The organism is Ureibacillus thermophilus (genome assembly GCF_004331915.1).
GTDB classification, from domain to species: Bacteria; Bacillota; Bacilli; order Bacillales_A; family Planococcaceae; genus Ureibacillus; species Ureibacillus thermophilus.
The window spans coordinates 155977-168632 of record NZ_CP036528.1; the positions used below are offsets into that span (position 1 = coordinate 155977).

10 protein-coding genes are annotated in these 12656 nt (G+C 37.5%); 3 read left to right on the plus strand and 7 right to left on the minus strand.

Annotated elements, in window-relative coordinates; translation table 11 throughout:
• Positions 1-90: 90 nt before the first annotated feature.
• Together DKZ56_RS00665 and DKZ56_RS00670 are read right to left on the minus strand one after the other, a co-directional pair.
• Positions 91-969 carry a tetratricopeptide repeat protein gene (locus DKZ56_RS00665; protein WP_208650829.1) on the minus strand — a complete coding sequence of 293 codons (879 nt, stop codon included), beginning with the start codon at positions 967-969 and terminating at the stop codon, positions 91-93.
• Between the two features lie 16 nt (positions 970-985).
• Complete coding sequence (locus DKZ56_RS00670) at positions 986-1873, minus strand: LysR family transcriptional regulator (RefSeq protein WP_208650830.1); 888 nt, start codon at positions 1871-1873, stop codon at positions 986-988.
• Positions 1874-2096: 223 nt separating this feature from the next.
• On the opposite strand from DKZ56_RS00670, the gene DKZ56_RS00675 reads away from it, so the two are divergent.
• Positions 2097-2843, plus strand: coding sequence for an alpha/beta hydrolase (locus DKZ56_RS00675; protein WP_208650831.1), 747 nt, complete (start codon positions 2097-2099; stop codon positions 2841-2843).
• A gap of 176 nt (positions 2844-3019) precedes the next feature.
• Here the strand turns inward: DKZ56_RS00675 and DKZ56_RS00680 are convergent, their stop codons facing one another.
• Positions 3020-4180, minus strand: a complete 1161-nt coding sequence (locus DKZ56_RS00680) for an endonuclease Q family protein (RefSeq protein WP_208650832.1) — start codon at positions 4178-4180, stop codon at positions 3020-3022.
• Between the two features lie 270 nt (positions 4181-4450).
• Between DKZ56_RS00680 and DKZ56_RS00685 the strand changes: the two genes are divergently transcribed.
• Positions 4451-5896 (plus strand): tryptophanase, encoded by a 1446-nt coding sequence (locus DKZ56_RS00685; RefSeq protein WP_208650833.1) that lies wholly within the window; start codon positions 4451-4453, stop codon positions 5894-5896.
• Positions 5897-5957: 61 nt separating this feature from the next.
• On the opposite strand, the gene ku is transcribed toward DKZ56_RS00685, so the two are convergent.
• Positions 5958-6782, minus strand: a complete 825-nt coding sequence (gene ku, locus DKZ56_RS00690) for a non-homologous end joining protein Ku (RefSeq protein ID WP_208650834.1) — start codon at positions 6780-6782, stop codon at positions 5958-5960.
• A gap of 98 nt (positions 6783-6880) precedes the next feature.
• Between ku and DKZ56_RS00695 the strand changes: the two genes are divergently transcribed.
• On the plus strand, positions 6881-8719 hold the full coding sequence (locus DKZ56_RS00695) for a DNA ligase D (RefSeq protein WP_208650835.1): 1839 nt from the start codon (positions 6881-6883) through the stop codon (positions 8717-8719).
• A gap of 28 nt (positions 8720-8747) precedes the next feature.
• Here the strand turns inward: DKZ56_RS00695 and DKZ56_RS00700 are convergent, their stop codons facing one another.
• The 3 genes from DKZ56_RS00700 to DKZ56_RS00710 all read right to left on the minus strand — a co-directional run bounded on the left by DKZ56_RS00700 (position 8748) and on the right by DKZ56_RS00710 (position 12579).
• Positions 8748-9701, minus strand: a complete 954-nt coding sequence (locus tag DKZ56_RS00700; protein ID WP_208650836.1) for a cation diffusion facilitator family transporter — start codon at positions 9699-9701, stop codon at positions 8748-8750.
• Positions 9702-9752: 51 nt separating this feature from the next.
• Positions 9753-10076 (minus strand): ArsR/SmtB family transcription factor, encoded by a 324-nt coding sequence (locus tag DKZ56_RS00705; protein ID WP_208652108.1) that lies wholly within the window; start codon positions 10074-10076, stop codon positions 9753-9755.
• Positions 10077-10350: 274 nt separating this feature from the next.
• Entirely contained in the window at positions 10351-12579 is a 2229-nt protein-coding gene (locus DKZ56_RS00710) for an S-layer homology domain-containing protein (protein WP_208650837.1), read from the minus strand.
• Between the last annotated feature and the right edge of the window lie 77 nt (positions 12580-12656).

The following is a 12656-nucleotide window of genomic DNA, read 5'->3' on the forward strand; positions in this document are numbered from 1 at the left end:
CGCTATTCTTTCTTCTTTTTGTGTCGGCTTTAGCAAAATTTTCTCTGAAGATTTGATGAACATGCTCTTTACTTTTCAAATGGTGGGGAACTATCGGTCATAATCATTTTCCATTTGTTGTCTTGCTAATTCTCTCCAGCGGGCTGCAGCTTTTTTATCGGCCTCAACATCAATGCCCTTTTCATAAATGTTGGCGATATTTAATTTTGCCTGATAATCTCCAAGCAATGAGGCTCTCTTGTAATAATAAAGAGCTTTTTTTCCATTTCTCTTGACGCCGATGCCATGTTCATATAAAAATCCTAAATTATAAATGGCATCGATATGGTGAAATTGTGCTGCTTTTTCAAACCATTCAATAGCGCGAGAGGTGTTTTTCTCCACTCCCAACAGCCCCTCTAAATAAATGGAGCCCATCCTATACTGGGCGTCAGGATAACCGCCTTCTGCCGACTGCAAATAATATTGGAGGGCCTTTTTTTCATCTTTTTTGATTTCGATGCCTTGTTCATGCATGATTCCCAGTGTAAACATCGCTTCAACAACATTTTGTTTTGCCGCTTCTTTAAACCACTTCAATGCTTCTTTATAATTAACAGAGGTTCCTTCGCCATTTAAATACATATCGGCTAAGTTGTTTTGAGCATCGGCATGGCCCTTTTTCGCTGCTTTCTTATATAATTGTAAAGCCGTTTTCACATCTTCTTCTACTCCAAGCCCTTCATAATAACAATTAGCAAGCTGGTAAAGAGCCTCGCTGTTCCCAGATTTACTTGCTTTTTGCAGCCAATAAACAGCCATGGAATATTCCTCCATGAACTTATACAGTGAAGCTAATTCAACCATCGCTTCCACATTCTTTTCATGGGCAAGACGGTAAATATTCCTTGCTTCCATGATTTGCTCAATTGAAAGTAAATGTTGAAATTGCAGTATTAATCTTTCGAATTTTTCTTGCTTATCTGCCACGCCATCTACACCTTTTCTATTTTCCTTTGAAATACTCCACTAAATAATTTATAAATTGGTTTGCTGCTGGGGACATATATCTTCCTTGAACCCAAGATACTCCTATTTTTCGTTCACAAACCGGTTCTTTTACAGATATCTTTTTGACATTATACTCGGATAATCCTTTAATTCCTGGAATAATTGATACCCCATGGCCTGCACTGACAAATCCCGCCACCGTATGCGGATCTTCCCCTTCAAAGGTAATGTTTGTTTTAGCAATCCCCACTTCTTTTAATAATTTATCAACCATATGGCGCAAAGCATTCCCTTTTTTAATCGAAACAAAAGGTTCATCTTTAATTTCACGCAATGCGATAAAATCTTTTTCTGCCAAAGGATGATTTTTAGGAACAATGACAAACAAATCTTCTTTCCATAATTCAACCCATTCGATACTTACCACTTTTGAGTCAATTTTTTGAGATAAACATAAATCAATATCGCCTTTTTCTAACAGTTCCAGCAAATTCAACGAGGAAGCCTGCGTCAAGTTAAATTTTATATTTGGATATTTTTCATGGACATGAGCCATCAATTCCGGCACAACTTCCATTCCCAATGTATGAATAAAGCCAAAGGACACTTCTCCAAATCCGGGCATGACAAGTCCGTTAATTTCCTGTTTCGCCCTGTTGAATTCTTCTAAAATTTTATTGACGCTTTCTAAAAAAAGTTTTCCGTAGCGATTCAATATAATTGAACGTCCTTGCCTGTCAAAAAGGGGCACGCCAATCTCCTGCTCGATATTAGAAATAGATTTGCTCAGGGCAGGCTGCGAAATGTTTAACATTTCCGCCGCATGGGTCATATGTTCAGTTTCAGCCACAACTTTAAAATACTCTAATTGTTGAATTTCCATAATTTATTCCCTTCTTAAAAATGATAACGTTTTCGAATCAATTTGATAGAAATAATAAATTGTATTTATTTAAGCCTATAACTATAATAAAGTTGAACGTTGAGTTTGAGTACCAAAAATACTTAAAAAAAACAAGTATTTATAAAAAAATTTCAAAGAATTTTCAAAATCTATTTTAAATATTCTGACACATTTATTACGGTTAAAGGAGTAGTTCTTCACAATGAAAATCATTTCGCCAAAACCATTTACGATTGAGGCGGGAAAACGTGCTGTCTTATTATTGCATGGCTTTACGGGCAACACAAATGATGTGAAGCGTTTAGGTCGCTATTTGGCAGATCGCAACTATACGGTTCACGCTCCTTTGTATAAAGGTCATGGTGGTGACCCTTTAACCCTCATCCAAACAGATCCAATTGAATGGTGGAACAGTGCTGTTGAGGGTTATGATGAACTTCGAAGACTTGGCTATAATGAAATTGCTGTTGCTGGTGTTTCACTTGGAGGCATCTTCTCATTGCGCCTCGGTGAAGAGCGGCCAATTAAAGCAATTGTGACTATGTCCGCACCAGCGTTAGAGAAAAGTGTTGATAGCTTGCAACAACGCATCATTAGCTATACAATTAATTACAAAAAGCTAACTGGCACATATAATGAAGAAGAAGATAAGCCAGAAATTATTGCAAAACGCTACCAAATGCCAACACTTCAATATTTGCAAAACATTATTAATGATACGAGCGCAAAATTAAATAAAATCGACAAACCTGTCCATATTTTGCGCGGTCTAAACGATGATGATTACTACTGCAAAAGCGCAGATTATATATATAATTCTGTTAATTCTCGCATTAAATCCATAAAAAGCTTCATTAATTCAGGTCACATTCTTACTATTGATAAAGAACGTGAACTTGTATATGAAGAAGTTTATCGATTCTTCGAAAGTTTAAAATGGGAAGAATAAAAATCTTTTCTTCTTTCCATAATAATAATGTATCCCCTAGCAAATTCCCCAATTTGCTATGATATATATATGTCCTTGAGACATACATCCCTTTAGCAAGCTACGAAAGCGATCCCCGTCAAATTTCGTAGCTTGTTTTTTTATGCCCATTTGTAGGAGAAAAAGGAGCGGCATTTTCATTCTATGATTTTTCCATACACGCCGCCCCCACCCATTTCAATGGTTAATTGCCCCTTTCTCGCCAAATCAATGGTTTTGGCAATTTTCGCAGAAACCACTTCTTCCAGTTGTTCCAATGATACTTCATGCAAAATCGCCATTTCCGTTCCAAAGGCTTCAATCAGCCGCTGAATCGTCTTTTTTCCGACACCTGGTATAAAATCTAATGGCACTTGATGAATATATGGCGGTCTTTTTCGCATAGGTTCCTTAAGATCCGTCAATTCCTGAATTCTTACAGAAACTCCTTTGACTACATGACGGCTGCCACATTTCGGGCATGTCCCTCCCGTCTTCACCCGTTCTCCGCAATCTTGACATACAGTCGAATAATATTTTCCTAAGAGGGGATTTAACCCATAGTTTGTTAAAATTTTTCGTTCCTCTTTTTCTTGAAGAGCTAATGCAAGTTCATGAAAAGTGGGTTGTTGCAGCTCTACTTTTTGATATTCCCGCGCCAATTTGCCAAGAGAGTGAGCATCCGAATTGGTAACGAACGTATATTTTTCAAGCTCGCTTATACCTTGTACCATATAGGTGTCAGAACTCAATCCCAATTCTATGGCATCAATTTTTTCCGGATCCAAAACTTCTGTTAAACTTTTTTCGACCCCTTTTCCATATAAGCTTTTAAAAGGGGTAAATACATGGGCAGGTATAAATAACCCTCCCAATTCTTTGACTTTTCCCTGCAATTGTCTTCCACTGCAGTAAATTCGTTGGGAACTTAAGTGAATATTTTTTATAACTGAACGCATCCATCCGGAAAATTCTTTCATCAATTCTAAAGTGGGGAAAAAAGCAAGCACATGGACGGGGCCTTTGCAAGATTCATCGTAAATTTCAATTTCCGATCCTGGAATAAGAGTCGTCTTTTCAAACCTCAATCCTCCTTCTGGCAGAAGTTCCATTCTTCCTTCATTCATCAGCTCCTCTATTTCCTCTATGACTTCCGGCGAGTGGCAATCAATAATGCCGATGATATCAAGACCTTTTTGGCTAGAAGCGGTATGTAAAATATTTTTCAGCGTTAAATTTCTGCTGCCCGTAATTTTAACTGCTCGTCCGCTTTCCGTCCTACCGATATGTATATGTAAATCGGCATAATAATTTTGCACCGTCATCACGTCCTTTCTTTTATTTTATCATGCCTTCTCCTGTTGTTTTCTATGTAGGGAAGCAAAATGCTTTTCCAAAAATAACTTGTATAACTAATTTTTCTACTAAACATAAAATTTTAAGTCCAAAGTAAATATTTCTTCTAATTATATTAATAGCATTTTAAATTTTTTCTGAAATCATGTATGATTAAAATAACAATGTTTCATTGAGTTGAAGCGTTGAAGTGTTAAAGTAATAAAGGGATGAAGAGGCAGGAGGAAGTTCAAATGACAGTTAAGTTTTATTCAGGAGAAAAAATACCTTTGGAAATGCATAAAGTCCGCATCATTCAAAAACTTAATTTACTGCCGGTGGAAGAACGTTTAAAGGCTATGAAAGAAGCAGGTTTTAATACGTTCCTTCTACAAAATAAAGATGTGTTTTTAGATATGTTGACAGACAGCGGCGTTAACGCCATGAGCGACCGACAACAAGCAGCCATGTTAGAGGCGGATGATAGTTATGCGGGAAGCGCTTCTTTCACAAGACTAGAAAAAACAATTCAGGAGATTTTCAGAAAAAAATATTTCCTTCCAGCTCACCAAGGCCGTGCTTGTGAAAATATTTTAAGCACTACATTTGTAAGACCAGGCACATATGTCCCAATGAACTATCACTTTACAACAACCCATGCGCATATAACAAAAAACGGCGGAAAAGTGGTTGAAGTTTTTACGGATGAAGCCTTGAAATTAAACAGCGACCATCCTTTCAAAGGAAACATCGATATCAAAAAACTTATTAACCTCATTCAAGAAGTAGGGGCTGAAAATATCCCATTTGTCCGCATGGAAGCCGGTACAAACTTGATTGGTGGACAACCATTCTCTTTAGAAAATTTGCGGGAAGTGCGCAAAGTTTGTGATGAATATGGAATAAAACTAGTGCTTGATGCAAGTTTGTTGCAAGACAACTTATACTTTATCAAACAAAGAGAAGACGAATGCCAAAATATGACGATTAGGGAAATTACATGGCAAATTTCCGACTTGTGCGATATTATTTACTTCTCTGCCCGTAAACTCGGATTTGCCCGCGGTGGAGGCATCATCACAGATAGTGAAGAAGATATGCGTGCAATGCGGGAGTATGTAACATTATATGAAGGATTCTTAACATATGGCGGAATGAGTGTCCGTGAAATTGAAGCCATTGCCATTGGTTTGGAAGAAACAATGGATGAAGAAATGATTAACCAAGGACCGCTCTTCATCGAATACATGACAAATGAATTGCTTAAAAAAGGTGTGCCAGTTGTTACACCTCCTGGAGGTCTCGGCTGCCATATCAATGCAATGGAATTCTTGCCTCATGTACCGCAACATGAGTATCCTGCGGGAGCATTGGCAGCAGCCATTTATATCGCAAGCGGAGTGCGGGGCATGGAGAGGGGAACAATGTCAGAAGCCCGGGATGAAAATGGCGTAGAAAACCTTGCCAATATGGAGTTGGTGCGCCTTGCCGTTCCTCGTCGAGTTTTCACATTGTCCCAAATTCAATATGTAATTGACCGGGTTAGTTGGCTATATGAAAATCGTCACATCATCGAAGGCTTAAAATATGTGGACGAGCCAAAAGTATTAAGATTCTTCGTTGGAAAATTGGATGCACTATCCGATTGGCCAGAACGCCTTGTAGAAAAATTCAGAGCAGATTTCGGCGACAGTTTATAATCCAAAAAATAAAGGACATTTCAAAGTTCTCTCCTTTGGAATGTCCTTTTTTAATAAAGCACTACGCTTCCTTTTTCTCTTTTGCCTTTTTCTTTTTGGCTGCAGGTTTCTTTTTCACTTTATTTAATGAAGCTTCGAGAGCGCTCATTAAATCTGTCATATCCGGAGGGATGGCTGGATTTTTCTCTGCGGCAGTCACCGTTTCTCCCGCTTTCTTCTTCTCAATTAATTCAAGAAGAGCTGTGCGGTATTCGTCATGATATTTCTCCGGTTCGAATTTTACCGTTAATTGATCTATTAACATTAATGCCGTTTCCAATTCCTTTTGCACTACTTTTTCTGAGCTAGGAATATTCGGAACATCACTGGATTTTCTCACTTCATCCGGAAAATAAATGGTTTCCATTACCAAAGTGTCTTCATATACTCTCACAACCGCCAACTGCTCTTTTGAACGAATCGTAATTTTCGCCACGCCTATTTTTCCTGATTCTATCAAAGCTTGCCGGAGCAATGCATAAGCTTTCATTCCCCCTGTATCCGGCGATAAAAAGTAGCTTTTTTGAAAATAAATGGGGTCAATTTCTTCCAATTTGACAAACTCCAGAATCTCAACCGCTTTTTCCTCATTTTCTTTTCTTAATACTTCCAAATCTTCTTCATCCAACACAACAAATTTATTCTTTGCATATTCCAAAGCTTTTACAATCTCCTCATTTTTCACTTCCCTTTCGCAAACAGGGCACACCTTTTTATAATTAATCGGCGTATGGCATTCTTTATGAAGCTGCCTTAATTTCACATCTTTATCTTCCGTTGCAGCATGAAGTTTGACTGGAATATTGACTAATCCAAAACTGATGCTGCCTTTCCACATCGTGTGCATAGCGTCACCTACTTTTTTCTTATTATGCTTAGACAGAAAAGAACTATGTATAGCCTCTGCATTCTGTTTAACAATAATGAAAAAAGAGGTTTTCAAACATGCAACCGATGCTTTTGACATCTGCGGACGAATGGCCAAGGGGAAACGAGTGGATTTATGAGGTGAAATATGACGGCTATCGCGCCATACTGCATTGGGAAAATGACTTACCCACCATTATAAGCCGAAATCAGCGGGATATCACATTCCTCTTTCCAGAAATAATTGATTTTTGTAAACGCACTTATCCATTGCTTGCTCCTTTTCTTCCGTTAACAATGGATGGAGAAATGGTCTTTTTAGAAAACAACTTTCGAAGCAATTTTTCCATCGTTCAATCCCGTGGAAAAACAAAATCCAAACAAAAAGTGGAGGAAGCAAGCAAAAAGTTTCCTTGCCAATTTATCGCTTTCGATTTGCTGAAAATACAGGGAACAGATTTGGTAACGCTGCCCCTTATTGAACGAAAAAAACATTTGTCCCAACTCTTCAAAGAGACACCACTTCCAAATAAAATCAAATTTTTCCAACGCGGACAAATTCAATGCATTGAAAGCTATGAAGATGGCGATAGTCTTTGGAAAATGATTAAAACACACAACGGCGAAGGAATGATTGCTAAAAGGAAAACAAGTCTTTATACAGCTGGAAAAAGGATAGATGACTGGCTGAAAATCAAAAATTGGCGAATGGTAACCGTCATCGTTCATACCTTCAATAAAGAAAACGATTATTTTACCGGCGCCGTTTATAAAGACAATCAGTTAACGGAAGTTACCGCTTTTAAACACGGCCTCACCGATGAACAGTTTCAAACGCTAGCCGCCTTTTTCCGAACAAAGGGAGAAAAACTTTCCAGCTCTGTTTGGATGTTACCTCCTTCCATTTGCGCCGATATTGCTTGCATTGATTTTGATGGAAAAAAGTTAAGGGAGCCAAGATTTCATTCTTTCCGTTTTGATTTATCGCCGGAAGAGTGCTATTGGAAAAACTTTCAAAAACAGCTGCATCCAATGCCAGAAGAGGTGCCAGTTACTCATCCTGAAAAACCGATTTGGCCGAAATTGAATTTATTGAAAGAGGATTATCTTCTATATTTAGAATATATTGCTCCTTATATGCTTCCTTTTTTGCAAAATCGCGCCCTTACGACTATTCGTTATCCCCATGGTGTTCCGGGAGAACATTTTTATCAAAAAAATGTTCCCGATTATGCTCCGAATTATGTGCAAACAAAACAAATAGAAGGCATCCATTATATTGTTTGCAATAATTTGTCTACGTTATTTTGGCTTGGCAATCAATTGGCTTTAGAATTTCATATCCCATTTCAAACAATTGATACTGCACATCCAACTGAAATTGTCTTTGATTTGGACCCGCCATCCCAAAAAGAATTTCCACTGGCCATAGAAGCGGCATTAAAAATGAAGGCCATTTTTGACCAATTGCAGCTGCAGTCCTTCGTTAAAACTTCTGGCAACAAAGGTTTGCAAGTATATATTCCATTACCGAAAAATCAGTTCACCTATGATGAAACCCGCATTTTTACTGAATTTATATGTCAATTTTTAGTCAACCAAGTTTCTCATAAATTTACGTTAGAGCGATTGAAAAAGAATCGGGGAAATAAATTGTATTTAGACTATGTGCAGCATGCGGAGGGAAAAACGATTATTGCTCCATACTCGCCAAGGGGAAATGAATGGGGAAGCATTGCAACACCCCTTTATTGGGAAGAAGTAAAGGAAGGTTTAAATCCGAATCACTTTACCCTTCCAACCATTATTGAACGAATCAAAACAATTGGAGATCCTTTTAATCATTTTTTTGAAGCGGGCGAAAATCAGCCATTAAAAGCGGTCTTGAAGGAGTTAAAAAACTTATTAAAAAAATAATAGCCTCCATCTTCCGGAGGCTATTATTTTAATGATGGTGTTCATGATGCTGATGGCCGTTAATTTTGCACAACACGGAATCTTCATGAACATGATCTCGATCTTCTACTTGGACGGTCATATGGGCTATTCCTAGATGAAGCAGTTCATGCTCAATATTCTTTAATATTTTTTGTATATCTTTTAATGAAAGATTGTCTTCCACTACTGCATGGCAAGACAGCGCATTTTGCCCGCTCGTAATGCTCCATACATGTAAATCATGGATTCCGATAATGCCCGGTGTATTATGAAATAATCGGATTACTTTATCTATGTTTACGTTTGTTGGCGTCCCTTCCATCAATACATGAATGGCATCTTTCGTCACATGATAGCCGCCTTTAATAATGATAAATGCCACAATAATACTCGCCAAAGGGTCCATCCAACTCCAATCAAAGACCATAATGAATACGGCGGCAAGAATTGCTGCAGCAGAACCTAACATATCTCCTATCACATGAAGGAAGGCTGCCCGCATATTTAAATTATCATGGGTATCGCCACCGCGCATTAAAATCCATGCAACAAGTATATTCACTGCCAATCCGAGAATCGCAATCCCTAACATGCCATGGGATGAAATCTCCGAGGGGCGCACAAACCGCTCAATGGCTTCAATAAAAATAAAAATGGAAACAATCATTAATGTAACACCGTTAAAAACGGCGGCTAATATTTCAAAACGCCGGTATCCGTATGTTCTGCTATAATCCGCTACCTTCTCGCCAAATTTGAAGGCAAGAACGCCGACTCCCAAGGAAATCGCATCACTCAGCATATGGCCAGCATCCGAAAGCAGCGCAAGACTATTTGTCAATACACCGCCGATTGCTTCCACAAACATAAAAACAGCGATGATAAAAAATGCAATTGTTAATGTCTTTTTGTTGGCACCATGAGTATGGTGGTGATGTGCATGATGATGTTCATGCCCCATCATCACACCTCCTTAAATTAATATTAGTATATGTTCATATATGATTTATACTCAATTATGTTGAGAATGCTCGATTGTTTGGTACAACATATGCACAATATGGTCATCATCAATGGAATAATATAAAGTCGTACCTTCACGGCGATATTTGACAAGCCTCAAGTTTTTCAAAAAACGTAATTGGTGGGAAACATTCGGCTGACTTAGATTTAATTTTTTGGCTATTTCGTTTACCGAATACTCCTTTTGCGAAAGCAAATACAATATTCGAATTCTAGTTGGATCGCTCAACGCTTTAAAGGTTTGGGATACTAAAAACAACGTCTCTTCATCTAATTCAAATAATTCCGCATCGTTATTATTTCCTTTATCCATTTCCACTTTACGAACCACCCATTCGTATATAAATATCTATTCATATATGAATATTATATCCGATAGTTTAATTTTTCGGAAGTCGATAAAGAGAAAAAAGGGCGTCTGAAAAGTCATTTCAAGACGCTCCCTTTGCTGCTTTCGCACACGCATAGCCACAGATAACAAGTTTAATGTGACCACCGCAGGAGCAAAGATTTTTCAAAGAATTTCCCTATTAGAAACGGGACTGTCCGGAAAGTTTTACACTTTCTGGACAGTCCCTTTACACTACTTAAAATTCTACATTCATTTCTTTTGCTTTATGGGCAAGTTTCACAGCGGATTTGACAAATTCAGCATATGTGACTGAGCGAGTTGGATCAAACAATTCATTTTCTGCTGTCACAAGTCCAAGCGTATTTGCTAATGTCACATATCCTAAATAATTTTTATTGACTGCCTCTGCATCTTTCAAATTCAATTTATAAATATCCGCGTGTTTTGCAGCTTCATTTAAACCTAACGCTCTTACATACCATACAGCCAATTCTTCTCTTGTCACATTTCCGTTTAAATTCAGCGTTTTTTGGCTTCCATCAAGAATGCCTAAAGAAACTGCTTTTTCTACAACATTATAATACGGATGATCCGGACCGATATTGTCGAATGTTTGCTCGCTTACTTCTTCATCCCCATAAGCGTAGCCGTCATAGAAATATGTTAAAGATTTGACTAGCGCATTGATTGCTTCGCCTTTTTTAATTGGAGCATCAGCATTAAAGCTATTAATATCAGCAATTTCTAAATAACCGTTCTCAATGAAGAAATTCAATTCTTTTTCTGCTGTTGGATGAGAAACATGAGGCACTTCTTCCAATTCAGGATCTTTTATATAGCTAGGCGTTTTCCATTTGCCGCTAATAGCATCTAAATAGCTCAATGTATTGCCGTTGTAAATCGGCGTATATACTAATGAGTAATGTTTATCTTCCCCTGTTCTTACATAGTTTAGATTCACATTTAAGCTGTTTGCGATGATATTTTTTGCCTCATCCGCTGAAATAGCTTTGTCTACTTTCGGCCAATTCGCATTTTCGAAGTAGTTGATAAATAGACGAGTCAATTCTCCTGTTTCACTTACAGAAATATAGATTTCATCGCCTGATACAGGAATGCCGTTAACGATTCTCGGGAACGTAAAATGATACTCGCCATAATAATTGTCTGCACCTTTGATTGGTTTAGAATATTGATGCAATTTTGATGGCGCATATTGTTTTAAATATTCAACGGCTTTTTCAAGAGCTTGTTGCTCCGTAATTTTTTCCTTACTTTCTTGTTTTTCGCCATTTTCTCTTAATACTTCATGTTTAATGCCGAAGTAATCAACTAAGTCCCCTGTTTTTTTATCAAAGGATAGGCTTGTCCCATATCCGCCTCGGTCATATTCATACCCATAGGAAACGTTGATGACTTCTTTTCCTAGATAATCTTGATATTCTTCTATGCCGTTAATCACTAGCTTCACTTTATCGGAATCAACTTTTAATAAATCTTCAGCGTTTTTTCTTGCTTGTTCAACAGTCATCCCTTGATACTTCGGTGCCAACGCTTGGCTTGTAATGAATTCCGGCTTTTTGTTTGTTGGCAAATTCGATTGGAACTTATCCCCGGATAACCATTGTCCTGTAAGCGCATGAACACCATCTAAAATATTTGGCACGTAAGCTAAATCTACACTTCTCTCTCCTGTGAGATAGTCATATTCAACTCTGTATTGCAATTGTACCGATAAGTTATTTTTGATTTGGTTTAAAATCTCTTCTTTGCTTTTAGCATTTTTTACATCATCATAAGTTGCGGATAAAAATTCGCCGCGATATAAATTATTAATTTCTCCATTTCCTAAAACCGTTACATAAATATTTTGCTCCGGAATCGGAATGCCGTTTTCCGTACGCACAAAATTAAAAGAATATCTGACAGGTTCTGTTAATAGCTGTATATCTCCTGGATAATAATAAGGGTCATCCGATTCAGATAGTTCATAATTTTTTCCAGATGTGAACTGTTGAATGAATTTTAAAGCGATATTTTTGGCCTCTTCTTTTGATATTTTAGCAGGGAACAAGGCATCTTCCGTATTCAATGGTTCTATATCTAAATATTCAACTTCCAAGTTTTCCCCTGCAAAAACGATATTCCCATAAATATATCGATTGCCGCTTAATCTTTTATTGAAACTTAAATGATAACGAATTTTGTCATCTTCTGAATAAAATCCACTGTATAAATCAAAATCTGATTCCTTTAAGAAGTCGTATTTATTCGGAAAAATCGCTTTAAATTTTTTGATGAGTTCACTTTTGGATACTTTCGTTTCAGTAGATGCTACGATGATGTCTAATTGCTGCGGAGTTTCTTGAAAGTTCACAGGTGTTTGGGCAAAAGCCGGAGTTGCGAGCAGTCCAACCGACAATGTGGCAGCTGTTGCAATCGTTCCAATTTTCTTTATTTTCACTACAAAAATCCTCCTAGTATAAAAATATTTATTACTTCTATTTTAAAATATATATTTAATGGATTAAATAGGTATTT

Coding starts and splice junctions, on each gene's coding strand:
- ku (WP_208650834.1), bottom strand. CDS start 6,782: ATGCACACGATGTGGAAAGGCAGCATCAGTTTTGGATTAGTCAATATT.
- DKZ56_RS00700 (WP_208650836.1), bottom strand. CDS start 9,701: ATGGGGCATGAACATCATCATGCACATCACCACCATACTCATGGTGCC.
- DKZ56_RS00695 (WP_208650835.1), top strand. CDS start 6,881: ATGCAACCGATGCTTTTGACATCTGCGGACGAATGGCCAAGGGGAAAC.
- DKZ56_RS00705 (WP_208652108.1), bottom strand. CDS start 10,076: ATGGATAAAGGAAATAATAACGATGCGGAATTATTTGAATTAGATGAA.
- DKZ56_RS00670 (WP_208650830.1), bottom strand. CDS start 1,873: ATGGAAATTCAACAATTAGAGTATTTTAAAGTTGTGGCTGAAACTGAA.
- DKZ56_RS00685 (WP_208650833.1), top strand. CDS start 4,451: ATGACAGTTAAGTTTTATTCAGGAGAAAAAATACCTTTGGAAATGCAT.
- DKZ56_RS00675 (WP_208650831.1), top strand. CDS start 2,097: ATGAAAATCATTTCGCCAAAACCATTTACGATTGAGGCGGGAAAACGT.